Source organism: Streptomyces sp. NPDC046859 (assembly GCF_040645135.1).
Taxonomy (GTDB): Bacteria; Actinomycetota; Actinomycetes; order Streptomycetales; family Streptomycetaceae; genus Streptomyces.
On sequence record NZ_JBEYXR010000001.1, the window covers coordinates 140,636 to 166,828 of the forward strand.

At 72.5% G+C, this 26,193-nt stretch carries 25 protein-coding genes and 1 tRNA gene; 7 read left to right on the forward strand and 19 right to left on the reverse strand.

Annotation, left to right across the window (positions count from 1 at the left end):
- Positions 1 to 43 precede the first annotated feature (43 nt).
- From ABZ899_RS00685 to ABZ899_RS00700, 4 genes are read right to left on the reverse strand one after another with little or no spacing between them, the layout of a single operon-like run.
- On the reverse strand, positions 44 to 1,378 hold the full coding sequence (locus ABZ899_RS00685; protein ID WP_361338731.1) for an AAA domain-containing protein: 1,335 nt from the start codon (positions 1,376 to 1,378) through the stop codon (positions 44 to 46).
- Positions 1,375 to 2,982 (reverse strand): hypothetical protein, encoded by a 1,608-nt coding sequence (locus ABZ899_RS00690; RefSeq protein WP_361338733.1) that lies wholly within the window; start codon positions 2,980 to 2,982, stop codon positions 1,375 to 1,377. Before ABZ899_RS00690 ends, ABZ899_RS00685 begins: the two co-directional genes overlap by 4 nt.
- A complete protein-coding gene (locus ABZ899_RS00695) occupies positions 2,973 to 4,118 on the reverse strand; it encodes a hypothetical protein (protein ID WP_361338735.1) in 1,146 nt (381 codons plus the stop codon). Before ABZ899_RS00695 ends, ABZ899_RS00690 begins: the two co-directional genes overlap by 10 nt.
- Entirely contained in the window at positions 4,069 to 5,037 is a 969-nt protein-coding gene (locus ABZ899_RS00700; RefSeq protein ID WP_361338738.1) for a phosphatase PAP2 family protein, read from the reverse strand. Before ABZ899_RS00700 ends, ABZ899_RS00695 begins: the two co-directional genes overlap by 50 nt.
- A 188-nt stretch (positions 5,038 to 5,225) precedes the next feature.
- On the opposite strand from ABZ899_RS00700, the gene ABZ899_RS00705 reads away from it, so the two are divergent.
- Positions 5,226 to 5,822: a histidine phosphatase family protein gene (locus ABZ899_RS00705; RefSeq protein ID WP_361338740.1), complete on the forward strand. Its 597-nt coding sequence runs from the start codon at positions 5,226 to 5,228 to the stop codon at positions 5,820 to 5,822.
- A gap of 15 nt (positions 5,823 to 5,837) precedes the next feature.
- Here the strand turns inward: ABZ899_RS00705 and ABZ899_RS00710 are convergent, their stop codons facing one another.
- The gene (locus ABZ899_RS00710; protein ID WP_361338743.1) at positions 5,838 to 7,307 is read right to left on the reverse strand and encodes a hypothetical protein; all 1,470 of its coding nucleotides are present in this window, start codon (positions 7,305 to 7,307) and stop codon (positions 5,838 to 5,840) included.
- 365 nt (positions 7,308 to 7,672) lie between these two features.
- On the opposite strand from ABZ899_RS00710, the gene ABZ899_RS00715 reads away from it, so the two are divergent.
- Both ABZ899_RS00715 and ABZ899_RS00720 read left to right on the forward strand, forming a co-directional pair.
- Positions 7,673 to 8,011, forward strand: coding sequence for a hypothetical protein (locus tag ABZ899_RS00715; protein ID WP_361339520.1), 339 nt, complete (start codon positions 7,673 to 7,675; stop codon positions 8,009 to 8,011).
- A gap of 66 nt (positions 8,012 to 8,077) precedes the next feature.
- Positions 8,078 to 8,944, forward strand: a complete 867-nt coding sequence (locus ABZ899_RS00720) for a fused MFS/spermidine synthase (protein ID WP_361338746.1) — start codon at positions 8,078 to 8,080, stop codon at positions 8,942 to 8,944.
- 4 nt (positions 8,945 to 8,948) lie between these two features.
- Here ABZ899_RS00720 and ABZ899_RS00725 read toward each other — a convergent pair whose 3' ends face one another.
- From ABZ899_RS00725 to ABZ899_RS00750, 6 genes are all read right to left on the reverse strand, one after another.
- Complete coding sequence (locus ABZ899_RS00725) at positions 8,949 to 9,395, reverse strand: hypothetical protein (RefSeq protein ID WP_361338749.1); 447 nt, start codon at positions 9,393 to 9,395, stop codon at positions 8,949 to 8,951.
- 98 nt (positions 9,396 to 9,493) lie between these two features.
- The gene (locus tag ABZ899_RS00730; RefSeq protein WP_361338751.1) at positions 9,494 to 10,018 is read right to left on the reverse strand and encodes a type VII secretion target; all 525 of its coding nucleotides are present in this window, start codon (positions 10,016 to 10,018) and stop codon (positions 9,494 to 9,496) included.
- A gap of 20 nt (positions 10,019 to 10,038) precedes the next feature.
- Entirely contained in the window at positions 10,039 to 10,509 is a 471-nt protein-coding gene (locus ABZ899_RS00735; protein WP_361338753.1) for a hypothetical protein, read from the reverse strand.
- A 58-nt stretch (positions 10,510 to 10,567) separates the two neighbouring features.
- The gene (locus ABZ899_RS00740; RefSeq protein ID WP_361338755.1) at positions 10,568 to 12,109 is read right to left on the reverse strand and encodes an alpha/beta hydrolase; all 1,542 of its coding nucleotides are present in this window, start codon (positions 12,107 to 12,109) and stop codon (positions 10,568 to 10,570) included.
- Positions 12,106 to 12,228: a hypothetical protein gene (locus tag ABZ899_RS00745; protein WP_361338758.1), complete on the reverse strand. Its 123-nt coding sequence runs from the start codon at positions 12,226 to 12,228 to the stop codon at positions 12,106 to 12,108. Before ABZ899_RS00745 ends, ABZ899_RS00740 begins: the two co-directional genes overlap by 4 nt.
- 164 nt (positions 12,229 to 12,392) lie before the next feature.
- On the reverse strand, positions 12,393 to 12,920 hold the full coding sequence (locus tag ABZ899_RS00750; RefSeq protein ID WP_361338760.1) for a hypothetical protein: 528 nt from the start codon (positions 12,918 to 12,920) through the stop codon (positions 12,393 to 12,395).
- Between the two features lie 110 nt (positions 12,921 to 13,030).
- Between ABZ899_RS00750 and ABZ899_RS00755 the strand changes: the two genes are divergently transcribed.
- The 3 genes from ABZ899_RS00755 (at position 13,031) to ABZ899_RS00765 (ending at position 16,745) form a co-directional block, all read left to right on the forward strand.
- A complete protein-coding gene (locus tag ABZ899_RS00755; RefSeq protein WP_361338763.1) occupies positions 13,031 to 13,762 on the forward strand; it encodes a response regulator transcription factor in 732 nt (243 codons plus the stop codon).
- Complete coding sequence (locus ABZ899_RS00760) at positions 13,759 to 15,162, forward strand: HAMP domain-containing sensor histidine kinase (RefSeq protein ID WP_361338766.1); 1,404 nt, start codon at positions 13,759 to 13,761, stop codon at positions 15,160 to 15,162. Before ABZ899_RS00755 ends, ABZ899_RS00760 begins: the two co-directional genes overlap by 4 nt.
- Before the next feature lie 113 nt (positions 15,163 to 15,275).
- Entirely contained in the window at positions 15,276 to 16,745 is a 1,470-nt protein-coding gene (locus tag ABZ899_RS00765; RefSeq protein ID WP_361338767.1) for a cellulose binding domain-containing protein, read from the forward strand.
- Positions 16,746 to 16,987: 242 nt separating this feature from the next.
- On the opposite strand, the gene ABZ899_RS00770 is transcribed toward ABZ899_RS00765, so the two are convergent.
- The 4 genes from ABZ899_RS00770 to ABZ899_RS00785 all read right to left on the reverse strand — a co-directional run bounded on the left by ABZ899_RS00770 (position 16,988) and on the right by ABZ899_RS00785 (position 21,794).
- Positions 16,988 to 18,418: a GH1 family beta-glucosidase gene (locus ABZ899_RS00770; RefSeq protein ID WP_361338770.1), complete on the reverse strand. Its 1,431-nt coding sequence runs from the start codon at positions 18,416 to 18,418 to the stop codon at positions 16,988 to 16,990.
- A gap of 126 nt (positions 18,419 to 18,544) precedes the next feature.
- Positions 18,545 to 19,447, reverse strand: coding sequence for a carbohydrate ABC transporter permease (locus ABZ899_RS00775; RefSeq protein ID WP_361338773.1), 903 nt, complete (start codon positions 19,445 to 19,447; stop codon positions 18,545 to 18,547).
- Positions 19,444 to 20,472 carry a sugar ABC transporter permease gene (locus tag ABZ899_RS00780; RefSeq protein WP_361338775.1) on the reverse strand — a complete coding sequence of 343 codons (1,029 nt, stop codon included), beginning with the start codon at positions 20,470 to 20,472 and terminating at the stop codon, positions 19,444 to 19,446. Before ABZ899_RS00780 ends, ABZ899_RS00775 begins: the two co-directional genes overlap by 4 nt.
- Entirely contained in the window at positions 20,469 to 21,794 is a 1,326-nt protein-coding gene (locus tag ABZ899_RS00785; protein ID WP_361338778.1) for an ABC transporter substrate-binding protein, read from the reverse strand. Before ABZ899_RS00785 ends, ABZ899_RS00780 begins: the two co-directional genes overlap by 4 nt.
- Positions 21,795 to 22,171: 377 nt before the next feature.
- Between ABZ899_RS00785 and ABZ899_RS00790 the strand changes: the two genes are divergently transcribed.
- Positions 22,172 to 23,230 carry a LacI family DNA-binding transcriptional regulator gene (locus ABZ899_RS00790; RefSeq protein ID WP_361338781.1) on the forward strand — a complete coding sequence of 353 codons (1,059 nt, stop codon included), beginning with the start codon at positions 22,172 to 22,174 and terminating at the stop codon, positions 23,228 to 23,230.
- A 76-nt stretch (positions 23,231 to 23,306) separates the two neighbouring features.
- On the opposite strand, the gene ABZ899_RS00795 is transcribed toward ABZ899_RS00790, so the two are convergent.
- From ABZ899_RS00795 to ABZ899_RS00810, 4 genes are all read right to left on the reverse strand, one after another.
- A tRNA-His gene (locus tag ABZ899_RS00795) sits at positions 23,307 to 23,379 on the reverse strand.
- 107 nt (positions 23,380 to 23,486) lie between these two features.
- On the reverse strand, positions 23,487 to 24,089 hold the full coding sequence (gene orn / locus ABZ899_RS00800; protein WP_361338783.1) for an oligoribonuclease: 603 nt from the start codon (positions 24,087 to 24,089) through the stop codon (positions 23,487 to 23,489).
- Positions 24,090 to 24,203: 114 nt separating this feature from the next.
- Positions 24,204 to 25,433 (reverse strand): helix-turn-helix domain-containing protein, encoded by a 1,230-nt coding sequence (locus ABZ899_RS00805; RefSeq protein WP_361338785.1) that lies wholly within the window; start codon positions 25,431 to 25,433, stop codon positions 24,204 to 24,206.
- A gap of 377 nt (positions 25,434 to 25,810) precedes the next feature.
- The gene (locus tag ABZ899_RS00810) at positions 25,811 to 26,128 is read right to left on the reverse strand and encodes a hypothetical protein (RefSeq protein ID WP_361338787.1); all 318 of its coding nucleotides are present in this window, start codon (positions 26,126 to 26,128) and stop codon (positions 25,811 to 25,813) included.
- Positions 26,129 to 26,193 lie beyond the last annotated feature (65 nt).

A 26,193-nucleotide genomic window follows, 5' to 3' on the forward strand; every position in this document is an offset into this window, starting at 1 on the left:
TGGGGCGGGCCGGGTATGGGGTGCCGGGTGGGGCCGGGGGGTGTCATGGGCGCCAGGTCACCCGGTGTTCCGCCAGGCGGGCGAGGACCGCGTGGTTGGCCTCCCAGCCGTCCGGGAACTTCACCAGCGTGCCCAGCTGGACCGGCTCCGTGGACGGGTAGTCGTCCAGGAGTTCCCCGACGCCTGCCCGGCACACCACGATGCACGCGTGCCGGTGCCGGGAGGCCAGGACGCACAGGCGCCCCGTCTCCAGGTGGAACGCCGTGGCGTCGGGGCGGCCGGACAGCGGGTGCAGGACCACCGTCACGTCGTACTCCCGGCCCTGGAGGCGGTTCGCGGTGTCGACCGTGACGTCCTTCACCCCCAGCTCGGCCAGTGCCGCGCGGACCGCCGCCGCCTGGTCCCGGTGCGCCGTGCCGACCGCGATCCGGCCGGCCGTCAGCGGCGCCGGGTCGGGGGAGCGCTCCGAGGTGGCCGCGCCGCCCCGGTCCAGCAGGCGCCGTACCACCGCGGCGACCGCCCGCACCGCCTCCGGGTCCGTGCGCGGGGTGTGCCGGGCGGGCAGCTCCAGCAGCCCCCAGCCCGACACGGCCGCCTCGTCGATCACCCGGTCGGGGCCGGAGCCGTCCGACGCCACGGCGAAGGAGAGCCGCCGGTCGCCGGGACCGGTACCGCTGCGGAACGGCGTGTACGGGTAGAAGGCGTCGGAGACCAGGGGTGCCGCGGACGCCGGCAGCCGCCACGACACCGGGAGCCGGTGCTGGGGCAGGTCGGGGTTGTGGGCCAGCAGCGTGGTGACGGCGGAGGCCGACGGGTCGTACGTCAGACCCGCCCACTGCTCACCGCCCACGATCGAGAACGGGTCCAGCTGGCCCGGGTCACCGACGAACAGCGCCCGCTCGAACAGCCCGGCCACGGCGAGCAGCGCGTCCGAGCGCATCTGGTACGCCTCGTCGACGATCGCGTGCGGCCAGGGCTCGTCGGTCTTCACATGCCCCCACTTGGCCGCCGTTGAGACGACCACCGGCAGCCCCGCGAGATCCCCCGCCTTCGCGGACGTGCGGACCTGCGGATGCTCGTCCAGCGCCTTGTCGTACGGATCGGCGTCACTGCTGTGCAGACGGCCCACGGGCAGCTCGGGGTTCTTCGCGGCGAGCGACAGCACCAGGTCGTCCACCTGCGCGTTCGTCTGCGCAACGATCATCAACGGGCGCCCCGCCTCGGCGAGTTCCAGCGCCGCGCGCACCACGAGGGTGGACTTGCCGGCGCCGGGCGGGGAGTCGACCACCACGCCGCGCGCGGTGCCGTGCAGGGTGTCGCGGAGGATCGCCCCGGTGGCCTCGGCCGCCGCGGCGCCCGGATCGAACGTGACGGTCACAGGACGTCCTCCTCGGTCAGCGGATCGGCGGCCTCGGGCACCTGCTCCCCGGGCGGGCCGCCGTGCGTCCACGGTGTGTGCTCCGGCTCGGGCAGTTTCGGCCCGCCCCGCTGCTCGTGCTCGAACAGCGTGAAGCACAGGCGGTCGCCCTTCTCGGGCACCGAGCCCTCCTCCGGCTCCTTGCCGCGGCCCATCTTGTCCAGGACCCGCACCACCACCAGGACGTCGCCGCCCCCGTCGACGGCCCCCTCGTACCCGACGAACTCCGCCGACTGCGGCTTCCCGCCCAGCGAACGGAACACCTTGGCGCGCTCGCCCAGATGCGGCCGGTCCTCGGTGCGGACGGTCACCAGCGGGCGCGGGCTCGGCCGCTTGCCCTCGCTGTACGCCATCACCACGTCGACGACCTCGCCGGCGAACGCCTCCCCGGCCAGCCGCCGCCCCGCCATCACCAGCGGGTCGTCCAGCGCCTCCTGGGCTTCCAGGCGCGCCTGCTCGCGCTCGCGCGCGGCGAGCTTGGAGGCGGCGGTCACCGCGTCGTCGCGGCGCGGCTGCGGAGGCTCCCCGGCGAGCACCCGGTCGCGGTGGCCGGTGAACGACCAGCGGTCGCGGGTCCACCGCTCCTCCACCCGGCTGCCCTCGGGCAGCTCCCGCAGCCGGTCGAGGCCCCGCCACACCGCTTCCCAGGTGGGCAGGGTCCGGCTCTCGACGAGGGCGCGGATCTCGCGCTCGGCGGCGGTGAGGTCGCCGAGCCGGTCGTCGGCCTCCAGCCCGTCCTCGGCGGCGGCGAGCGCGGTACGGGCGCGGTCGTAGCGCTCGATGGCCGGGGCCAGCAGCTTGTTGTCGAACGCCGGGTCGGTGGCGGGGCCGGCCGGAGGGCACAGCAACTGGCCGTCCCGGTCCCGGCCGAGCTCGGCGCGCAGGGCCGCCTCGGCGCCGGACCCGCCCCCGGGCGGGTCGATCCAGGCGAGCAGCGCGCCCAGGTGCTGGTCCTCCAGCGTGGACTGGCCGGTCACCCAGTGCCGGGCCAGGACGTCCGTCATGGCCAGCAGCAGCGAGGAGCCGGGCACCCGGGCCCGCTCGCCGAAGTGGGTCAGCCACCGGCCGAGCAGCGGCACGCGCGGCGGCGCCGGATACGGGGCCTCCGGGTCCTGCTCCGCCGTCCGGCGGAACCGCATCGAGCGGCCCAGCAGCCGGACGAAGTCGACGCCCGCGCGGCTCGGCACGATCAACTGCGGGGCGTCCGCGCACAGGTCCACCTCGACCTTGACCCGCTTGCCGGTCTCCGGGTCGGTCTCGGTGCGCTCGGCCGCCTCCACGGCCTCGGCGTGGGCGTCGACGTACGGCAGGACGATGTCCGCCAGCTCGGCCAGGAACGCGAACCGCAGGTCCCGGTCGCGCGGCTGCGGCACGGCCAGCAGGTGCGGGGCGTCCCGGTCGGTGCCGACCAGGGCGCCGAGCGGGGCGCCGGCCTCGCCCGCGGTGGTGAGCGGGACGAAGACCAGCGGGCGGTCGGACAGATGCCGGTGCCGCACGGTCGCGGCGGGCTGGGCGCGGCCGGACTCGACCGCCTCCAGCCGGGCGAGCGTGGCGATCAGGGACACGGGACCGTCTCCTTCGCCGCGAGGGCCTCGGCCCGCAGCCGGGCCGCCCGGCGCAGGGCCGCGACCGCCGGGTCGTCCGGGTCGCCGGACGTGCCGCGGGCCGCCGACAGGACGTCCTCGACCGTGCTGAGCCCGCCGAGCTCGGCCCGCACCGACCGGCCCAGCGAGGTGACCGCGCCGGACGCGCGGGAGCGGGCCCGGCAGTGGAACGCCAGCTCGCACGCGGACAGGCACTCCGGCGCGTAGCTCGCCGGGACGGACTCGACGGCGGCCGTCAGCTCGGGGGCGGGCAGCTCGGGCGAGAAGCAGGTGCCCTCCGGCAGCGCGGCCGCGATGTCCTCGATGCGGGTGAGGCGGGCCAGCTGGCGGGCGGTCACCGCGCGCTGCTTGCGGACGTCCACGGCGGCGGCGGTGGGCAGGTTGGAGAAGTCCTTCGGGCAGACGAGGAGGACGCGATGGCGCACCCTCGGGACCTCCACCCCGCCCGCGCCGAGGCGGGCGGCGGCCTCCTCCAGGGCCAGCACGTACACCGCGGCCTGACGGGCCGCCGCGCCGACCTTCGCGGGGTCCGCCGAGCCGTCCAGCATCGGGAACGACTTGATCTCCACGACGGTCCAGCTGCCGTCCGGGTGCACGACGACCGCGTCCGGCTCCAGGAAGGCGGGCGACCCGGCCACGTCCAGCGCGAGCATCGGGTGGTCGAGCAGGGTCCACTCGCCGCGCGCCTCGCCGGCCTCGCGCAGCTCCAGCTCCGTACGGGCCCTCCGCCCCTCGGGGCCGGTCGCGGCGAGCTCGGGCACCCGCGCGCGGGCGGGGGGCTCGGCGCGGCGGTCCAGCTTCTCGTGCACCAGCCGCAGCAGCTCCGCGCCGCCGTCCGCCTTCACCTTCGCCTCGAAGGCGTTCCCCCGGGTGAAGGCGAACTGCGACTGGCCGAAGGCCGACGGCGCGCCCAGCGCATCGGCCAGCGCCGCCTTGTTCACCCCGGCGCCGTCCAGGAGGGCGCGCCGTCTGCAGCCCGGGTTGGCGGCGAGGGCCGCCAGGGCCCGGGCGTCCAGCGCCTTGGCCGGGACGTCGGGACCGCGCAGCTCAGCGAGCCGGTGCCGGAGCGCCGTCCCCCGCGTCCTGGGGGGCGGCACTCGGCTCGGCTCCGGATCCGAACCGGGACTCGCGCTGCCGTGGAATTCGCTCACCCGCGGAAGTCTGGCATCCGGCACTGACAACCGGGACGGGGGCGTCGCCCGGGACCGCCGTGGCGGAGGCGGCGGAGGTGACCGCGCGCCGCGTGGCGTACCGGGAGCGCACGCGCTCGGCGGCCCGCAGCACGTACGGCGTCAGCAGCAGCCCCACGCCCATCACGGCGGCGCCGGCGACCGCGTCGAGGAAGTAGTGGTTGGCGGTACCCATGACCACGATCGTGGTGATCAGCGGGTAGGCGACGGCGGCCGTCTTCGCCAGGCGCGTGCCGCCGTACCGCCACAGCATGACCCCGCACCACAGGGACCAGCCGACGTGCAGGCTCGGCATGGCGGCGTACTGGTTGGTCATGCCGCCCATGCCGCGGGGGGCGCTCGCCTCGCCGCCCCACCACCCGTACGAGCTGTACTGGGCCATCGTGTCCACGAAGCCGTGGCGATCGGCCAGCAGCCGGGGCGGGCAGGTGGGGAGCAGCGTGAATCCGATCAGGCCGATGAAGGTCGACGTCATCAGCCAGGTGCGGGCCGCGCGGTAGCGCACGGCACGGGACCGGAACAGCCAGACCAGGATCACCGGCGTGACCAGGTAGTGCAGCGACGCGTACCAGAAGTCGGCCGGGACGCCGATCCAGGGCTCGCGCGTGAAGAGCCGGTTGAGGGGGTGCTCCGCGTTGAGGAACAGCGCCTTCTCGATGTCCAGGATCGCCAGGCCGTGGTCGACGGCCGTACTGACGTCGCCCCGGGCGAGCAGGCGGCCCGCCGAGTAGCAGGCGTACACCAGCAGGATCAGCGGCAACTCGGTCCACCAGCGCAGGCGGGGTCGAGGCGTCGCCTCCACGCCAGCTATGTCGGCGTGCGGCATCCGATCGCCTCCCCCTTCTCGTCACGGCGTCCGGTGGACAGGTCGTGACACTTTACGGTGTCCTCGGGCGCGTCCGTCGGCCGCCCTGGCCCACTAGACGCAGAGATCGCCCCCCGGGTTGCCCTGACACGCCGTACGCGATGATGGACGGGTTCCACCGCTCGTACCTCCCGGAAGGTCCCCCGTCCATGGCATCGCGCATGCTGCTGGCCCGGCACGGACAGACGTCCTGGTCGCTGGCCGGAAAGCACACCGGCAGGACCGACGTCCCCCTTCTGGAGGAGGGCCGCCGGGGCGCGAAACTGCTGGGCGAGCGCCTGCACCGCGCGCCCTTCGACGCCCTGACGGACGTCGAGGTGCGCACCAGCCCGCTCTCCCGCGCGCGGGAGACATGCGACCTCGCCGGCTTCGGCGAGCGCGCGCGGACCTGGGACACGCTCATGGAATGGGACTACGGCGCCTACGAGGGCATGACGCCGGCGGAGATCCAGGCCGTCCGGCCCGGCTGGCTGATCTGGCGGGACGGCGTCCCCGGCGGCGAGAGCCTGGCCGAGGTCACGGCCCGGGCCGACGAGGTCGTCGCCTGGGCGCGCGAGGCGGACCGGGACGTGCTGGTCTTCGCGCACGGGCACATCCTCCGGTCCATCGGCGCGCGCTGGCTGGGGCTGCCGCTGGACTTCGCGTCCCGGCTCCGGCTGAACCCGACCTCGCTGTCGGTGCTGGGCTGGGCCTACGGCGAGCCCGCGATCGAGAGCTGGAACGACCTGGGCCATATGAGCCCCTGACGTCCGAGGCGTCCCTCACGCGGTGCGCGGCAGCGACGCGTGCCGGTCCAGGAACGCCGACACCCCGCTCGCGCGACGGTGCGGCAGCAGCACCCGCGCCGTGCCGGCCAGCATGGTCTGCACCCGCGAGGACTGCACCTGGTCCAGCAGGTCCAGCACCCGCATCCCGGCCGCGGCCGCCTCGTCCGGGCTGCCGCCGCGGGCCAGGTCGTCCGCCAGCTCCGCCGTGTACAGCGCGATGTTCCGTGTGAAGTGGGGGTCCTGCAGGTGGGCGGCGCGCCCCGCGTGCCGGGCCGCGCGCCGCCAGTTGCCCAGCGTCGACCAGCACTGCGCCTCCAGGATCTCCAGCTCGGCCTCTCCGTAGAAGCTCATCCACTCGGGGTCGGCGTCCGAGTGGCCCCGCTCGTAGAGGGCCTGCGCGCGCACCAGGGCCTGCTCGCAGCCGGTGCGGTCGGCGAGCCCGGCCCAGCCGCCCGCCTCGCGCAGCGACAGCAGGCTCATCAGCCGGGACGAGCCCAGAGCGCGCGCCACGCGCTGGGCGGCCTGCGCGGCACGGACCGCCTCCCGGGGCCGGCCCGCGTCGCGGGCCAGGAAGGAGGTGTTGCAGAAGGCGTGTGCCTCCAGGGCCGCGTCCCCGGCCATCCGGGCGGTCGCCAGGGCCTCCGCGTAGTGCGAGCGCGCGTCGTCGAAACGGCCGGAGTCGTGGGCCAGCCAGCCCACCGAGATGGCCAGTTCGCCCGCGCCGGAGTGCAGCCGTTCGCTGGTCGCCTGCCGGGCCGTACCGGCGTCGAGCAGTTCGTAGGCGGTCCGCAGCGGTGCGGCCGCGCGCCGGTAGAGGCCGTCGGCGCCGTGCCGGTCGTCGAGCAGCCGGATGCGGCGGACGGCGTCCTCCAGCGCGCCGGCCTCGCGTACCCCGACCCGCCGGTAGGGGCGGTCCGTGGCGGCGGCGTCATGGGCGAGGCCCAGGGGGGTCAGGGAGGCGGCGGCCACGGTGGCGCCCCCACCGGTCATGAATGCGCGACGCAGCACGTCGCTCTCCTCGTGGTTCTGCGCGGTGCCGAACGGCACGCGCGCGGCGTACGGATCCTGCGGGTTGTTACGGTCGTACGGCTCGTGGGCACCTCTCGTCCGGTCTGTGGCGTGTGCCGGGCGCGCGGTGTGTGCGCCGGGCGCCTCCTCCACCGCGTGCGCCCGGCGTCCGCGGACGGTCGAGCGGGGCGCGAAGCCGAGGTCGGTGAGCGTGCGGCCGGGGAACATGTGTAGGAACACCCGTTCGTACGCGTAGTTGGGACAGCGGATCTCGCCGGCCTCCACCCGTCCGATGTACCGCGCGTCACAGCTGACCCGCTCACCGATCTCGCGAGCGGCCCGGCGGACCGCCGCGGCGAACTCGGCCGGCGAGTGCTGCCCGCGCAGCTGCCGGAAGGCGGTGTTCGGCCGCGATGGCCTGGGGAGCTGGGACGAGGTCAGGTCTGACGACGCCATGGCCGGGTCCTCTCGTGCGAACCGTCGAACCATGCCGGGGTCGGGACGAGACGGACCGTGATCCGTGGGGCGCCCCTGTCTCCGGCGGGCAAGAACGTACCTGCTGTAGCGAAGCCGCCACACAGTGTTTAGCTACAAAACGGATATCTCATCCTGGATCTGCCATGAACTGCCATCCTTTGCGGCGGACTTCCGCCGTAGCCGTTGACGTTGTGCCGCGTTGAACTATCCGGACTTGCTGAAAGGGTTCCGTGGTGGAGGTCGGGTTGGAGACCAGCCAGAGCAGCGTTCCCCGAGCCGCGTCGACGGCGGCGGGACAGACGCCGGCCGGGGAGTGCGGCGAGCCGCCGGGCACGGGGTGCGACGTGGTCACGGTCCCGGCGCGCCAGGGCCTCGAGGCGGTCGACATCCTGCGGCGCGGCGCCGGGGACGGGGTCGGGCCCGTCCTGCACGACGGCGGCTGCGACACCCTCGGCTTCGTCGTCCCGCCCGGCACGGCCGCCGCCTGGGACATGCCCGGCAGCACCTGTACCGAGACCGACGGACGGGGTCTCAGCCTGGACGCACACCCCGAGCGGCCCGTCGACGGCTCCGGCTGGCTGCTGCCGCCCGGCGAGGCCGACCTCGCGACCGACCCGGCGGTGCTGCGGGCGGCGCTCGGCGAGGCCGCCCGGCTGATCCGGGCCGCCGACGGCTGCCGGTGACGGACGGCTGACTCGCGCCCCGGCCCGGGGCGCGAGGCGTGGACCGTGCGCCGGGATAATGGCCGCATGGGAAAGTCGAGGAAGTCCCGGCGCGGGGCCGTCGCGGCCTCCGTCACCGAGACGGTCGACGGCGGGCTGGCCGAGCTCATACCCGACCCGGACCGGGCGCGGGCCTGGACCCTGCTCCTCGACGGGGCGCCCCAGTCACACGTCGACCTGGACGACCCGGCCTTCCTCTCCTTCGAGTACCAGCGCCGGCTCGGGCATGTCATCGACCTCGTCGCCCCGCCCGGCAAGCCCGTGCGGGCCGTGCACCTCGGCGGCGGCGCCCTGACCCTCGCGCGTTACGTCGCCGCCACCCGGCCCCGCTCCACCCAGCAGGTCGTCGAACGGGACGCGCCCCTCGTCGGCCTGGTCCGCAGGGAACTCCCGCTGGACCGGACCGCCCGCATCCGGGTGCGCTCCGTCGACGCGCGCGAAGGGCTCGCCAAGGTGCCGGACGGCTGGGCCGACCTCGTCATCGCCGACGTCTTCAGCGGTGCCCGCACCCCGGCCCACCTCACCTCGACGGAGTTCCTCGACGAGGTCCGCCGGGTGCTCGCGCCGGGAGGCTGGTACGCGGCCAACCTCGCCGACGGCCCCCCGCTCACGCATCTGCGCGGCCAGATCGCCACCGCCGCCGCCCGGTTCGCCGAGGTCGCCCTGGTCGCCGACCCCACGGTGCTGCGCGGCCGGCGTTTCGGCAACGCCGTGCTCCTTGCCACCGACCAGCCGCTCCCGGTCGCCGAACTCACCCGCCGCGCCGCCTCCGACCCGCATCCGGGCCGGGTCGAACACGGCCGCTCCCTGCGGGACTTCACCGGGGGCGCGACCCCGGTCACGGACGCGTCGGCGGTCGACTCCCCGGCCCCGCCGGAGTCGGCGTTCACCTAGGCCGTCAGAACTGCTGTTGTTCGACGCCGGGCGGGAGCATGCAGGGGGTGCGCACGGCGAAGGAGAGCGCCTGGGGCTTGGTCTTCCCGGAGCCGACGGTCTCGGCCGTGACGCGGTAGTGGCTCTTCCGGTCATTGGCCCTGAACACCGCCGACGTGTAAGCGTCCTTGAACTCCCGGTAGCCCGTGACCTCGTATCCCTGTTTCTCCAGCTTTTGGCGGAGCGTCCGCACGACGCGGGTGTGCTCGGTGACGGGCGCGAGGGAGTCGACGTAGTAGAAGAGGCTGTATCGCCCGTCCTCGGCGACCTCGTCGTTCGCTCCCAGGCAGTTCTCGAAGTGCACGGTGGCCGTTGAGGGCTTCAGCTGGACGTCGGTGATCTCGGCCATGTACGCGGTGCGATCCTTGGCCCACCGCAGGGCGTCGTCCTTCGCTGTCCGGGGCAGGGGCACGTTCGGATCCTCACTTCCGGACGTGCAGCCGCCTGTCAGAAGCAGGGCGGCCAGAACCGTGACGACCGCGCGGAGCGTCCCCGTCGATGTCGCCGGCATCAGCCGAAGTCGTTCGTGGCGGCGGTGAGGCGCGTACTGACCGTCGCGTCGTACGTCGGCATGGTGGTGCCGTACGAGGTGCGCGGGTCCGGGATGCCGTCGCCGGACCCACGGTGCACAGGTTGGACGCCCGGGGAACCGCCCGGATGCCCGAGGACGGGCCGCTCGCCGGGGCTCGGGAGCAGGACGGCGGGCATCGCGCCGGGGGTGGCCTGGGTCGCGGTGCCGGTCTTCTCGAAGTCCTGGGCTGTCCGCTCCTCGTTCCATTCGTGGCCGTCCGCGGACGACCTGAGGTTGTCGCGGCCGGCCTGGATGCGGGCGTGCAGCCCGTCGAGGGCCGGTTTCCAGCTGGTGGCGATCTCCGTCAGGGCGGGGCCGAGGGACCAGCCCGCGAGGGAGCCGCCCGCGGTCCTCGACTCCTTGACGGCGTTGTCAGCCGGCTCTTTCAGGGTGTGCGCGATGTCGTCGCAGGCTCCGGCGGACGCGCGCAGTTCGGCCGGGTCGACGTCGGTGGTCCGGGACACGTTCGGTTCCTCTCAGCCGGTCAGAACTGCTGCTGCTTGGCGCCGGGTGGGAGCATGCAGGGGGTGCGCACGGCGAAGGAGAAGCGCTGAGGCTTGTTCTTCCCGGAGCCGACCGTGTCCGCCTCGACCGTGTAGTTGTTCTTCTTGTTGCGGGCCCCGAGTATGGCCGACTCGTAGGCGTTCTTGAACTCCCGGTAGTCGGTCACCTCGTAGCCCCGCTTGGGGAGTTCGCTGCGCAGTCGGCGCACGATGCGGGTGTGGTCGCTGGCCGGGGCGGGGGAGTAGACGTAGTAGAAGAGGCTGTACCGGCCGTCCTCGGCCACCTCGTCGTTCTTTCCGAGGCAGTCCTCGAAGTGGACCTTCTCCGTGTCCGGAAGCAGCTCCACGTCGGTGAGCTTCGCCATGTAGGCGGTGTAGTCCTTGGCCCACCGCAATGCCTCGTCCTTCGCCATGCGCGGCAGCGGGGCGTTGACGTCGTCACCCTGGGACACACAACCTCCAGTTGAGAGCAGGATCGCGAAGACAGCGAGCAACGTGCGGAGAAAGGACCTAGAGTCCGGGGACGATGTAGCCCTCGGGGGGCAACTCGGAGCCCTCCTTGGGAGCTTCCGCGGGCGGCTTCCCCGCGATGATCGCTCCTTGGTTGGCCAGCGAGCGGCTTCCTTCGTCCCAGTAACCGCTGTGTCCATGTGTGTCGATCCGGATGTTGTTCCCACCGAAGCCTCCCAGCATCGGGTCGCGGCCGAGGGTGTAGTCGGAGGTGTTGTTGGCGACGGCGTCGTCCTGCGCCGTGCCGATCCACACGTGCTCCGGGTCCATCTGGAGGTCGGAGGCGCGGTTCACGGTCATGCCCGGGCTGCCGACCGCGACGACGTCGTCCGCTCCCAGCCCGTCGCCCCCCGCTGCCGCGGCGCCCACCACCGTGGTGCCGTAGCTGTGCCCGAGGACAGTGGTGTGACTGGGCGACCCGTCGTGAGCGGCTTGGGTGCCCGCGACGAACTGCCGCAGGTCCGGAGCCGCATCCTCGGCCCGGTCCCGCGTGGCGACGCTGCCGGGGTCGGTCGGCTTGAACTCCGGGGCGTCGTAGCCGATCCATGTGATCATCGCCACGCTCTCGCCGTCGGACTGCTTCGCGGCGGAGTTCTGGAGCCTGTCGATGCGGGTGAGCTGGCCATCCACACCGCTCATCTCCGTGTTGGTCCCTGGTACGAGGATCCCTGTGTGCGCCGCGGTGTCCGGGTTGCCCATGGCGATGATGGCCCGCCCATCGTCCTTCGAGTCGTAGCCGAGGAGGTACAGCTCCCTGCCCTTCGGGGCGCTGTCCGACGCTTCGAGCCGGTCGTTGAGCATCTGCAGGTTGTCGAGGCGTTTGTTGACCGTTTCGTCGGAGTCCCCGGGGAACCCTTCGTCCCAGTTGCCCTCCTGAATCAGGTTCATTTCCTGGCCGAGCGCCGTGCGATTGGCGTCGTCCCGTACGTCCGTCGGCAGGCCGTCGGTCGCTCCGATCTGCTTCGGATAGAGCGTGGTGTAAGCCTGGCGTTCCTCCGGGCTGAGGGCCTTCCACCACTCGGCGGCGGCCTTCGGATCGTCCGAGGGGATCTGTGGGGCCTGGACGCCCACGGCCTTCATCGCGTTCTTGACGTCCTGGGTGGACTCCGCCGCCGCGTCATGGCTGAGCGGGTCGGTGAGGATGTCGCCGTTCAGCTCCCCGAGGGCCTTGGCGCCGTCGTCACTCGCCTTGTGCGCGGCGGTCAGCGCCTTGTCGATGGCGGCGCGGTGCTCGCCGAGCAGGGCGCTGCGGTCGGCGATGATCTGCTGGGCCTCGGGATCCTGGCGGGGGAGGTCCGAGGTCGTCCGGTCGCTCACCCAGCCGTCGTCGTCGACGTCGAAGCCGTCCTGCTCCGCCCGCTGCACCGCGTTGCGCAGGTCGGTCTGGGCCTGCTCCATCCAGAACCGGGTGGTGTCGAGGACCTCCGCGATGGCCATGGCCTCCGTCTCGACCACACCGATGCGCGACTCGACGTCCTCCAGGTAGTACAGGGCCGCATCGGCGTCGTCGCCCTTCCAGGACTGGTGCAGCGGCCCAGTCACCGCCGGCGGTGGCGGTCGGTGAGCGAGTCCGTGGTCGTCGACAGCCCGCGCCACGACTTGATCGCGGCTTCCAGGTCGGAGAAGTCCTGCTTCATCAGCCGCGAGAAGTCAGAAGCCACGTCGGCTCCCGCCCCGTCGGCCGAAGCGCTTCCCGGAGCATGGCGAAACAGCCCAAGTGCACATGAGGCAACCCCCGTTGCTACTCACTCATGTGTTCGAGTCGGTCAGCCTAGCCGACGGCTCTCCCCGCTTCCCCGGCAGTATCCGGGGCGGGGCGATGGGCTCAATATGTCCCGATCTCCACGCGCGGCGGCCCGTCGTGCCAGGTGCAGAAGACCGACACCCGGTCCGCGCCCGCGCTGAACTCCACCCGGATCCACGACTCCGTCTTCCACACCTGCATCGACCAGCCCGCTCCCGGCGCGGCCGAGACCAGGGACGCCGAGGACTCGCCGATGTCGAAGACGACCCGGCCGCCGTCGGTGTCGTAGCTCTTGACCTGGCCCGCGGCGTCCGGGGAGGAGGCGGGAGGGGAGGTTTTTGGCGGTGGGGCGGAGGTGGCCGGAGTGCTGGGCGTGCGCGACGGCTTGGGGGAGCGGGTCGACGGACTCGGCGACGGCGTCGGCCGGTTGGTGGACGACGCCAGCGGCTCGGAGTCCCGCGTCGTCACGTCGGCCGCCGTGATGGGCAGGGCGCGCGGCCGGTCGTAGACCGTCCCGGCCATGACCGTGTGGACCCCCCACCACGACAGCGTGACCGCCGCGCCCGTGGCGAGCGACCACGCGAGTACGTGTACGACTCCTCTGTGCATCGCGGGCCATACTGCCTCACGCGCCCCACGGGTGTCGTGTCCCCTTCCACAGCGGCCGAGTTGTCCACAGGCCCGGACCGGTCTCGCCGCCATGGCGTACGGTGCGGCGCATGGCAAGTGTGCTCGTGGTCGAGGACGACCAGTTCGTGCGCTCGGCGCTCATCCGGCACCTGACCGACGCCACCCACACGGTGCGCAGCGTCGGCACCGCGCTGGAGGCGCTGCGCGAGGTCGCCCATTACCGTTTCGACGTGGTCATCCTGGACCTCGGCCTGCCCGATCTCGACGGCTCCGAGGCCCTGAAGATGCTGCGCGGCATCACCGACGTGCCGGTCATCATCGCCACGGCACGGGACGACGAGGCGGAGGTCGTCCGCCTGTTGAACGCCGGCGCGGACGACTATCTGACCAAGCCCTTCTCGGTCGAGCACCTGTCGGCCCGGATGGCGGCCGTGCTCCGCCGCGCCCGGGCCGGCGGAGTGGAGGCGGCACCCTCCAGCGTGCTGCGCGTCGGCGGGCTCACCGTCGACCCGCTGCGCCGCCAGGCCGAGTTGGACGGGGTGCGCCTGGACCTCACGCGGCGCGAGTTCGACCTGCTCGCCTTCCTGGCCGGACGGCCTGGCGTAGTCGTCCCCCGCAAGGAGCTGCTCGCCGAGGTCTGGCAGCAGTCCTACGGCGACGACCAGACCATCGACGTCCATCTGTCCTGGCTGCGCCGCAAACTGGGCGAGACGGCGGCCAACCCGCGCTATCTGCACACCCTCAGGGGCGTCGGCGTGAAGCTGGAGCCGCCGGCCGTGCAGTCCTTCGGCGCGGACCCCGTGGGGGAGCAGCCGCGATGAGATGGGCGCTGGTCAAGGTCAGCCTGGCGGTCACCACCATGGTCGTGCTCGCCTTCGCCGTCCCGCTCGGACTCGTCATCCGGGAGATGGCCCGCGACCGCGCCTTCTCCAACGCCGAGCGGCAGGCCGCCGCCGTCGCCCCCGCGCTGTCCATCACCACCGACCGGGACCAGCTGGAGCGCGTCGTCGCCTCCGCCGGGTCGGACGCCGGCATGGCCGTCCACATCCCGGCGTCGGGCAGGAGCGCCGCCGTCGACCTCGGCCGGCGGCGGGCCGCCGCCGGGGACGTCGCGACCGTGCGCCGGCTGGGCCGCGCCTCCACCACCGAGGTGCCCGGCGGCTCCACGCTGCTCCAGCCGGTCGCGCTGAGCACCGGCGAGATCGCCGTCGTCGAGGTGTACGTCCCCGACTCCGAGGTCACCAACGGGCTGGCCACCGCCTGGGCCGTCCTGGCCGGCGTCGGCGTCGCCCTGATCGTCGGCTCGGTCGCGGTCGCCGATCGGCTGGGCGTGCGCATGGTGCGGCCCGCGCAGCGCCTGGTCGAGGGCGCGCACGAACTGGGGGAGGGCAAGCTCGGCGCCCGCGTCCCGGAGGAGGGGCCGAAGGAACTGCGGCTCGCGGCGGTCGCGTTCAACGCGATGGCCGACCAGGTCGTACAACTCCTCGCCAACGAGAGGGAGCTGGCCGCCGACCTGTCCCACCGGCTGCGCACCCCGCTGACCGTTCTGCGGCTGAACGCGGCCTCCCTCGGGGACGGCCCGGCGGCCGACCAGACCCGGGCCGCGGTGGCCCAGCTGGAGGGCGAGGTCGACACCATCATCCGTACGGCACGCGAGGCCAAGCCGCAGACGGTCGCGGCCGGACCGGGCGCCGGGTGCGACGCGGCCGAGGTGGTGCGCGAGCGGATGGCGTTCTGGTCGGCGCTCGCCGAGGACGAGGGCCGCAAGGTGCGGGTGGCCGGCGTGGACCGTCCGGTGCGGATACCCGTGGCCCGGGCGGACCTGGCGGCCGCGCTGGACGCCCTCCTGGGCAACGTCTTCCGGCACACCCCCGAGGGCACCGCCTTCGCGGTCGACGTCCACAACGGCGAGGACGCCGTGATCGTGCTCGTCTCCGACGCCGGGCCCGGCATCGCCGACCCCGAGGCCGCCATGGCGCGCGGGCACGGCTCGGGGAGCGCCGGCTCGACCGGGCTGGGCCTGGACATCGTGCGGCGGCTCGCGGAGTCCACCGGCGGTGACGTACGGATCGGCTCCTCGGTGCTCGGCGGGACCGAAGTACGCCTGTGGATACAGCTCGACGGCAGGGCACCGGTCCGCAGGGGGCACCGCGGCGCCGTGCGGCGGCGCCGACCCGGCCGATTGGTCTCGACCTTTAACCGCTCCCGATCCCTTCCTTAAGCGCACCCTAAGGTCCCCGGCCGCCGTCCGGATCAGGACCTTTGTCCGATTCCCGATCGCTAGCGTGCTGCCGCACCCACCCCCCACCCCCGAACAGCGAGGGCAGACACGCGATGAGCACCCACCGGCGCAGGATCAGCGGCAGGAACAAGGCGATCGGCGGTCTCGTCGCCGCGGCCGTGGTCGGCGGCGGCGCGCTCGTGGTCACCGGGACGGCCCAGGCGGCCGGCGCCGGCGCCGTCTACACGAGGACCAGCGACTGGTCGACCGGGTACACCGCGCAGTACGTCGTCACCAACGACACCGGTGAGGTCAAGAAGGACTGGAAGCTGGAGTTCGACCTGCCGTCCGGCTCGAAGCTCAGCTCCCTGTGGAACGCCGAGTCCAGCGTGCGCGACGGCCATGTCACTGTGACCCCGCCGAAGTGGGACACCGACGGTCTCGCGCCCGGCGAGTCGATCACGGTCGGCTTCGTGGTGAGCGGCACCGCGTCACCGAAGAGCTGTCTGATCGACGGCACGAGGTGTTCCACGGACGACACCGCGACGCCCGAGCCGAGCGGCCGCCCCACCGAGACCGCCACGCCGAAGCCCACCCCCACGGCGACGGCACCGCGGCCCACCGCCACGCCCTCCGGCTCCGCGACCCCCACCGGCAAGCCCTCCCAGAGCCCGGGCACCGGCACCAAGGCCGCGGCCGGCTTCGCCCCGTACATCGACACCTCGCTCTACCCGGCGTTCGACATGGCGGCGAGCGCGGCGGCGACCGGCGTGAAGAACTACAACCTCGCCTTCGTCACCGACGGCGGCGGCTGCACCCCGAAGTGGGGCGGTGTCACGGACATCGGCGCCGACGCGGTGGCCGCCCAGATAGGCGACCTGCGCGCCAAGGGCGGCGACGTGCGCGTCTCCTTCGGTGGAGCGGCCGGCAGCGAGCTCGCCACGACCTGCTCCTCGGCGGACGCGCTGGCGGCGGCGTACGGCAAGGTCGTTGACGCCTACCGGCTGACCAAGGCCGACTTCGACGTCGAGGGCGGCGCGCTGCCCGACAAAGCGGCCAACACCCGCCGCGCGCAGGCGATCGCCAAGCTCCAGAAGCAGCACCCGGACCTGGACGTCTCCTTCACCCTCCCGGTCATGCCGGAGGGCCTCACCCAGCCCGGCGTCGACCTCCTCGCCGACGCCGAGCGGAACGGCGTGCGCATCGACGCCGTCAACATCATGGCGATGGACTACGGCCCCGCCTACAGCGGCGACATGGGCACGTACGCCGAGCAGGCGGCCACCGCCACCCAGGCCCAGATCAAGGGCGTGCTCGGCCTCTCCGACGACGCCGCCTGGAAGACCGTCGCGGTCACCCCGATGATCGGCGTCAACGACGTCGTCACGGAGGTCTTCAAGGTCGACGACGCCACCCAGCTGGTGGACTTCGCCAAGTCCAAGGGCCTGGCCTGGCTGTCGATGTGGTCGGCGACCCGTGACCAGCAGTGCGCGGGCGGCGAGAAGCCGGCCGCGGACGCCACGTGCAGCTCGATCCTCCAGGACAAGTTCGCCTTCTCGAAGGCCTTCGCGGCCTACAACTGACGGCCTACAACTGACGGCCCGCGACCGGCGGTTCGCAGGCCGACCGCCTGCGACCGACCGCTCGCCACCGACGTCGCCCGGCTCACGCCCGGCGACGCGCGGCCCGCGCACGACCGAGCGGGCCGCGCCACCCACGGGGGGCGCGCCCCGGCCGGCCTTCCCCCCATCCGGCCGGGGCGCGGCGCGTCCCCTAATCCGCGCCGCGCCCCGCCCCCCGCTCCGTGCCCGGTCGACCGGCCGGTCTAGAAGACCTCGTCGACCTCGGGCAGCGTGCCCGTGCGGGCGGCCTTGCCGTACCAGTGGGCGCTCGACTTCGGCGTCCGCTCGAGCGTCGTGTAGTCCACGTACACGGCGCCGAAGCGCTTTTCGTAGCCGTACGCCCACTCGAAGTTGTCCAGCAGGGACCACAGGTAGTAGCCCCGGACGTCCGCGCCGTCGGTGAGGGCGCGGCGGACCTCCGCCAGGTGGCCGTGAAGATAGGCGATCCGCTCCGGATCGTGCACCCGGCCCTCGGGGTCGGGCTTGTCGTCGTAGGCGGCGCCGTTCTCCGTGATGTACAGCGGCAGGCCCGGCACCTCGCGCTCGTACCGCATGATCAGGTCGTACAGCCCGGTCGGGTCGATCGACCAGCCCATCGCCGTCCGGTCGCCGGGCGGCTGGTGGAACAGCACGTCGTCCGCGGCGGGCCACGGCGAGTGCTCGCTCGCCCCGTGCCCGTCGGCGCGCGGCCCGGTGTGGTCGGGGCCGGCCGCGGAGACCAGCGCGGGGGTGTAGTAGTTCAGGCCGAGCGCGTCGAGCGGCTGGTGGATCGTGGCGAGGTCGCCGTCCTGGACGTACGACCAGTCGGTGAGCTGCCGGGTCGCCGTGAACAGGCTCTCCGGGTAGGCGCCGTGCAGGATCGGGCCGTGGAAGATCCCGTTGGCCAGGTCGTCGATCTTGCGGGCCGCCGCCAGGTCCGCGGCGTCCTGCGTCAGCGGGCGCACGGTGGAGGAGTTCAGGCTCAGCGCCACCGAGTTGCGCGCGGGCATCACCGAGCGCAGCGCCTTGGCGCCGAGGCCGTGCGCGAGGTTCAGGTGGTGGGCCGCGCGCAGCGTCGCGGCCGGCTCGGTGCGGCCCGGCGCGTGCACCCCGGAGCCGTAGCCCAGGAAGGCGCTGCACCACGGCTCGTTGAGCGTGATCCACTGCTCCACACGGTCGCCGAGCGCCTCGCCGACGATCTGCGCGTACTCGGCGAAGCGGTAGGCGGTGTCGCGCTCCGGCCAGCCGCCCGCGTCCTCCAGCTCCTGCGGCAGGTCCCAGTGGTAGAGGGTGACGGCCGGCTTGATGTCCTTGGCCAGCAGTTCGTCCACCAGCCGGCGGTAGAAGTCCAGGCCCCGCTGGACCGCGGGCCCGCGCCCCGTGGGCTGCACCCGCGACCAGGAGATCGAGAAGCGGTACGCGCCCAGGCCGAGGCCGGCCATCAGGGCCACGTCGTCGCGGTAGCGGTGGTAGTGGTCGACGGCGACGTCACCGTGATCGCCGCCGGCCGTCTTGCCCGGGGTGTGGGCGAAGGTGTCCCAGATCGACGGGGTGCGTCCGTCCTCCCGGACCGCACCCTCGATCTGGTACGCGGAGGTCGCGGCGCCCCAGAGGAAGGTGGAGGGGAAGGACACGGGGGACATGGGCTCAGGCATGGAAGCGCTCCCATAGGAGGTCGTGGAGACCGACGGGTACGAGTAGGGGGGAAGGGGAGGGGGAGGAGCCGGGGGCCGGGGCGACGGTGACGCGGCCCCCGGGTGGCCGTGCGACGGGGAAGCGCGTCAGCCCTTGACCGCGCCCTGCATGATGCCGCCGACGATCTGCTTGCCGAACAGCAGGAAGGCGATCAGCAGGGGCAGCGTGCCGAGCAGGGCACCCGCCATGATCACCGCCTGGTCCGGGACATAGCCGGTGCCCAGGGAGTTGAGCGCGACCTGCACGGTCGGGTTCTCCTGGTTCAGGGCGATGATCGGCCACAGGAAGTCGTTCCAGGCGAATACGAAGGTCAGCAGGCCGAGGACGGCCATGGCGGGCCGTGCCGCCGGGAACACCACGTGCCATACGACGCGCAGACTGCTCGCGCCGTCCACCCGCGCCGCCTCGATCAGCTCCGTCGGCAGCGCCTGGAGCAGGTACTGCCGCATGAAGAACGTGCCGAAGGCCGTGCACAGGGTCGGCAGGATGACCGTCTGGAGCTGGTTCGACCAGCCGAGGTCCGCCATCCACAGGTACAGCGGCACGACCGCCAGCTGCGGCGGGATCATCATGGTGCCGATCGTCAGCAGCAGCAGGGCACCGGAGAACCGGAAGCGGAGCTTGGCGAAGGCGAAGCCGGCGAGCGTGGAGAACAGCACCGTGCTGATGGTGATCATGCCGGCCACGAAGATCGTGTTGAACATGGCCGTGCCGAGGCCGCCCTCCTCCCAGGCCCGCTCCATGTTCTTGAACAGGTTCCCGCCGAACCACAGCGGCGGGGGCGTCTCGGCGAGGCGCTGGTTGGTGCGCGAGGCCGCGACGGCCGTCCACACCAGCGGCGCCAGCGAGACCAGCGCGAACAGGGTGAGCACGACATAGGTGAGCGGACCGGCGTGCAGCTGCTTGCCGGCACCCATCACCCGGGTCCGCTCGCGACGGGGCTTCGCGGGCTCCTCGGCCCGAGGGAGCGTGAGTTCTGTCGCGGTCATTGGGACTTCCTCAGCCGTCGGGAGATCAGCAGCTGGATCACGGCGACGATCAGCAGGATCAGGAACATCGTCCAGGCGATGGCGGACGCCTTGCCGAGGTTGCCGATGATCCAGCCCTGGTCGTACATGTACAGACCGAGCGTCTGGTACTGGTGCTCGGAGCCGCCCTTGGAACCGGAGACCCCGCCGAACAGCAGGGGCTCACCGAAGAGCTGGGTCGCGCCGATCGTGGAGACGACCACGGTGAACAGGATCGTCGGCCGCAGCTGCGGGACCGTCACATGGATGAACTGCTGCCAGCGGTTGGCGCCGTCGATCGCCGCCGACTCGTAGAGGTCGGCCGGGATCGCCTGCATCGCGGCCAGGTAGATCAGCGCGTTGTAGCCGGTCCAGCGCCAGATCACGATGGACGACACCGCGAACTGCGAACCCCAGTCGGACTCGCGCCAGTTGACCGGGTCGATGCCGACGAAGTCCAGCAGCCAGTTGATCATGCCGCCGTCCCACGAGTACAGCAGCACGAACACCAGCGTCGCCGCCGCCACCGAGGTGGCGTACGGGGTGAGCATCACGACCCGCCACACGGTCGAGCCGCGCAGCTTGTAGTTGAGCAGGTGGGCCAGGCCGATGGCCATGACCAGCTGCGGCACCGTGGAGATGACGCCGATGGTGAAGGTGTTCCACAGCGCGTTCCAGAAGAAGTCCGAGGACAGCAGGTTCTCGTAGTTCTTCAGGCCGGCCCAGGTCTGGCCGTCGAGGTTGGCGAGCTGCACGTCGTGCAGCGAGTACCAGGCCGTGTAGAGCAGCGGGACGAGCGAGAACGCCCCGAACACGATGAAGAAGGGGGCGATGAACGCGTACGGCGACGCCTTCATGTCCCAGCGGTACAGCCGGCTGCGCCAGGAGTCGTTCCCCGGAGATGGCGTACCGCGACCGTGAGCGCGGGGCGCCGCGCCCGGCTGATCACCGGGCGCGGCGTCGGCGCTCGACGCGGGATGCGCGAGGGCCTGCTTGGGACTGCTCACTGGCCGAGCACGTCCTTGATCTCCGCGGTGGCGGCGTCCCAGCCCTGCGCCGGGGACTTGCCCTTCTGCTCGACCTGGAGGATGCCGACGTCGGTGATCGCGGTGCCGATCGGCTGGTCCTTGGTGCCCAGGTACTGGGTCGGGATCGTCTTGGCGGAGTCCGAGAAGATCTGGGTGATCGGCGCGCCGGAGAAGTACTCCTGGGTGGCGGCCGCCGGCTTCAGGCTCCCGTACGCCGACGGGGTCGACGGGAAGCTGGCCTGCTTGGCGAAGACCTTCGCCTGCTGCTCGGGCGCGGTCAGCCACTTCGCCAGGGCGACGGCCTCCTTCTGGTGCTTGCTCGCCGTCGGCACGCCGATGAACGAACCGCCCCAGTTGGCCGCGGTCGGCGCCGCCGCCACGTCCCACTTGCCCTTGCCGGCCTCACCGGACTTCTCCTGGATGTAGCCGATCATCCAGGCGGGGCAGGCCACGGTGGCGAAGGTGCCGTTGGCGTAGCCCTGGTCCCACGGCTTGTCGAACTGCTTGAGCTTGGCGGACATGTCGCTGGTCGCCACGTCCATGGCGACGTTCCACGCCTTCTTCACACCGGCGGACTTGTCCCAGACGACGTTGCCGTCCTTGTCGTAGTACCGCTCGACCTCGCCGCCGAGGGCCGCGTTGTAGACGGAGGACGCGGAGTCCACGAACTTGGTGCCGCTCGGCGCCTTCTTCATGTACTGCTTGCCGAGGTCGACGTACTTGCCCCAGTCGCCCTTCCACTGCTCGGCGAGCTTGGTGCGGTCGGTCTCGAGGCCGGCCTTCTCGAAGAGGTCCTTGCGGTAGCAGATCGCCATCGGGCCGATGTCGGTGCCGAGGCCGATGAGCTTGCCGTCCTTGGTGGTGGCCTGGGTGTTCTTCCAGTCCAGCCACTGGGACTTGTCGGCCTCCTTGCCGAGGTCGACGAACTTGTCGGCCTGGGTCTGGACGGCCTCGGTGATGTTGCCGACCTCGATCGCCTGGATGTCGTCGGTGCCGGAGCCGGCCTGGAGCCGGGTCAGGGTCTTGGGCCAGTAGACGTCGGTACGAGTGGTGACGTTCTCCTTGATGCTGACGTCGGGGTGCAGCTTCATGTACTCGTCGTAGAGGCCGGCCTGCTTGTAGCCGAAGACACCGAAGGTGCCGATGGTCAGCGTGGTCTTGCCCCCGCCGCCGTTGCCACCGCCCTCGTTCGAAGAGCCGTCGTCCGAGTCCTCGGCGCAGCCGGCGAGCAGCCCTGTCGTCAGCGCGGCCACGGCCGCGAGGGCCATCAGCCGGCGGGACCCGCGGGTACTCGTGCGCATTGCGTCCTCCTGTTGCCTGACGTGCCGACCCCCCGGCCAACTGCACTGTTGGGCCCGTTCATCTTGCTAGCTGCGGCTCGGGCGGGGAACGTGCGGGACATGTATGTGTCAGGTACTGTGGGAGCGCTCCCACAGGTGATGAGTTGAAGGTTCGTCGGTCGGGGCGGGGGTGTCAAGGGACCGGACACGCACTCGTGCGTTCAGTTATCGGCCTGTTAACAAACCCCGCGCCCCGAGCACTCAGGGAGCCAAACCGGCCAAAAACGGCGGGACTTGGCCGAGGGGGGAAAGTCGATCACTGTCCCCCGCACACGGTTCCGTGCCGGACGGGACTGTTAAATTCCAGGCCGACGACACGGTCAACGGAGGCGGAGCCCATGGCAACCCACGGAACGCGGGGCCGCAGCGGCGGCCGGCCCACCCTCGAAGAGGTGGCGGCCCGGGCCGGTGTGGGCCGTGGCACCGTCTCCCGGGTGATCAACGGCTCGCCGCGGGTCAGCGACGCCACGCGCGCCGCGGTGGAGGCGGCGGTCGCGGAGCTGGGCTACGTCCCGAACACGGCGGCCCGCGCGCTGGCGGCGAACCGCACGGACGCGATCGCGCTGGTCGTGCCCGAGCCCGAGACGCGCTTCTTCGCCGAGCCGTACTTCTCGGACATGCTGCGGGGCGTCGGCGCCGAGCTGTCCGACACCGAGATGCAGCTCCTGCTGATCTTCGCGGGCAGCGACAAGGAACGGCGCCGGCTCGCCCAGTACCTGGCCGCGCACCGCGTGGACGGCGTCCTGCTGGTCTCCGTGCACGCCGACGACCCGCTGCCCGACATGCTGGCCCAGCTGGACATCCCCGCGGTGATCAGCGGCCCGCGCTCCGCCGCGGAGACCCTGACCTCGGTGGACTCCGACAACTACGGCGGCGCCCGCTCAGCCGTCGAGCACCTGGTCTCCCACGGCCGCCGCCGCATCGCCCACATCACCGGCCGCCTCGACGTCTACGGCGCCCAACGGCGTGTGGACGGCTACCGCGACGCCCTGCGGGACGCCGGCCGTCCCGCCGACGAGCTGCTGATCGAGGCGGGCGACTTCACCGAGGAGGGCGGTGTCCACGCGATGCGGGCGCTGCTCGCGCGCCGCCCCGACCTGGACGCCGTCTTCGCCGCCTCGGACGTGACGGCCGCGGGCGCCCGGCAGGCGCTGCGCGAGGCGGGCCGGCGCATCCCGGAGGACGTCGCGCTTGTCGGCTACGACGACTCGGCCATCGCCCGCCATATGGATCCGCCCCTCACCAGCGTCCGTCAGCCCATCGAGGAGATGGGCCGCAAGATGATAGATCTCCTGCTCACGGAGATCGCCGACCGGCGGCCCGCGGTGTCCCGGGGCCTGGCGGAGCGGACGCAGGTGGTGCTGGCCACGGAGCTGGTGACCCGCGCCTCGTCGTGAGGGCGGGGCCGGACCCGGTGGATCCTGGAACGAGATCAGCCGGTGACCTCCATGAGGTCACCGGCTGATCGGTGAGGGTGAGTGACGGGACTCGAACCCGCGGCATCCTGGACCACAACCAGGTGCTCTACCAGCTGAGCTACACCCACCACGACCGGATCCGGGTTTCCCCGACCGGCCGAGAAAAAGTGTACAGGGTCCGAAGGGGTGCTCGCGCACACATTCCGCGGCGCCGCCCGGCACCCCTCCCGCACCCCTACTGAGCAGGCAGGACGTGCTTGGCGGCGATCGCCTTGGCGGTGTCCGAGTCGGGCCCCGGCTGGGGTACGAAGATGGCCTCGCGGTAGTAGCGCAGCTCGGCGATCGACTCGCGGATGTCGGCGAGGGCGCGGTGGTTGCCGCTCTTCTCGGGGCTGTTGAAGTAGGCGCGCGGGTACCAGCGGCGGGCCAGCTCCTTGATCGAGGAGACGTCCACGATCCGGTAGTGGAGGTAGTTCTCCAGCCTCGGCATGTCCCGCAGCAGGAAGCCCCGGTCGGTGCTCACGGAGTTGCCGCACAGCGGCGCCCTGCCGGGCTCCTTCACATGCTCGCGGACATAGGCGAGGACCCGCTCCTCGGCGTCGGCGAGCGTCGTGCCGCCGGCGAGTTCGTCGAGCAGACCGGACGCGGTGTGCATCTGACGCACCACCTCCGGCATCGTCTCCAGCGCCGAGTCCGGCGGGCGGATGACGATGTCGATCCCCTCGCCGAGGATGTTCAGCTCGGAGTCGGTGACGAGGGCGGCAACCTCGATGAGCGCGTCGTCGGACAGCGAGAGGCCGGTCATCTCGCAGTCGATCCACACCATGCGATCGTTCATGCGACCACCCTAAAGCTGGCGCCCTTGTTTCGGATGCCCGGTGTCGCCTCCGGCGCACCCGGGGCGCGCCGGGACGCCGGGCGGGCGGCGCTGCGCCCGCCCGGCGTCACGAGGTCATGCTCCGCTGCGCTGCCCGGGCAGACTCGCCCGGCCGCCGACGTACAGCTCGCGTCCGTGGTCGGCGGGCGCGGGCGACCCCACGGGAGCGGGGGTGCGCCGGGTCTGCAGCGGGACCGGTCCGCCCTCCGGGTAGGGGGCGGGCGGCGGGCCCTGCGGGGTGTGGCCGGTGCCGACGGTGTGCTCCGGCTCGGTGGGCCGGTCGCCCTGCGGGCGCCGGGCGCGGTACGCCGCCCGGTACGCGGCCGGCGACGAGCCGAGCTGGCGGCGGAAGTGCCCGCGCAATGCGACCGGCGAGCGGAAGCCGCAGCGTCCGGCGACCTCGTCGACCGAGTAGTCGGACGTCTCCAGCAGGCGCTGCGCCTGGAGGACCCGCTGGGTGATCAGCCACTGCAACGGGGCGCTGCCGGTCAGCGAGCGGAAACGGCGGTCGAAGGTGCGGCGGCTCATGTACGCGCGGGCCGCCAGCGTCTCGACGTCGAACTGCTCGTGCAGGTGCTCCAGCGCCCAGGCGACGACCTCGGCGAGCGGGTCGGCGCCGATCTCCTCCGGTAAAGACCGGTCGAGGTAGCGCTCCTGACCGCCGGTCCGGCGCGGCGGGACCACCAGGCGGCGGGCGAGCGCTCCGGCCGCCTCGTTGCCGTGGTCCGTCCGCACGATGTGGAGGCAGAGGTCGATTCCGGCCGCGGTGCCGGCCGACGTCAGCACGTCGCCGTCGTCGACGAACAGCTCCCGTGGATCGACGTGGACCGACGGATAGCGCTTGGCCAGCGTCGGTGCGTACATCCAGTGGGTCGTCGCCGGACGGCCGTCCAGCAGGCCGGCCGCCGCGAGGACGAAGGCGCCGGTGCACAGCCCGACGATGCGGGCGCCCTCCTCGTGGGCCCGGCGCAGCGCGTCGAGAGCCTCCTCCGGTGGTGGCGAGGTGATCGAACGCCAGGCCGGCACGACGACCGTGCCCGCCCGTGAGATCGCCTCCAGGCCGTGTGGCGCGGTGAGTTCCAGGCCTCCTGTGGTCCGCAGAGGGCCTTCCTCGCCGCCGCACACCAGTAGTCGGTAGCGCGGCACGCCGGCGTCCTGGCGGTCTATCCCGAACACCGACAGCGGTATGGAACTCTCGAAGATGGGGCCGCCGCTGAACAGCAGCACCGCGACGATCTCCTTGCGGCGTCGCCCGGAGAGTTTCCGGGCCGCGGCTTCCGGCGCGGCGGTGGAGTCGTGGCTCATCCTGCTAAGCCCCCCTCGGTGGTCGCGGCTCCTCGGTTGTGTCGCTCCTGCACGTTTCCCCTCGGTCCTGCACGAGTCCCCCGCCGTAGACAGTCAAGATCGAATCTACTGTGTCGCGCCGTGCCGCAGTGGCCGGTTCGGCACTCGGCACATTGTCGACTTGGCAACTTGGCGTGAAGCATTCGATCACGAAGCGTTGCACTCCCGCGCCGTGCAGGGAAGTACGCCTTGTGGCAGTGGCCGATCCCCATACGGTGCGCGGGGGCCTCCGGGGCCTTTTCGCGCAGGTGGGGCGGGGGTTGGGGGGTGTGGTGGGCAGGGGATGCCCGCGCGCCGGAAGTTGGCTGAAAACCAACGCGTGCGTGCGCGGAAACCGGTCAGCCGCCCGGTGTAATCCGTCCAGTGTGCCGTCCACCGCGATGCGCACCGGTCCCGGTGCGATGGTGACGGCCGCGACGGCGCGGCGACGGGCCGGCGCGCTCCATGTCCCGTGCGCGGGCCGCCCCGCGCTCCGACCGGCGCAGCAGCAGGCGGCAGGCGGCGGTGACGGCCGCGAGGCCGAAGGCGGTGCCGGCGGCGCCGGCGAACGAGGTGCCGTACCAGAGGAGCACGACGGGGACCAGGACACAGCTGAAGGCCGCCCAGCGGACCACCTCGGTCACGCTGTCCTCGGAGGGGGTGCGGGGTCCGGTCATGCCTGTGTGTGCTCCTGGAGTACCGGGCGGACGGCTCGTGGTGATCAACGCGGGGACGGGCCGTC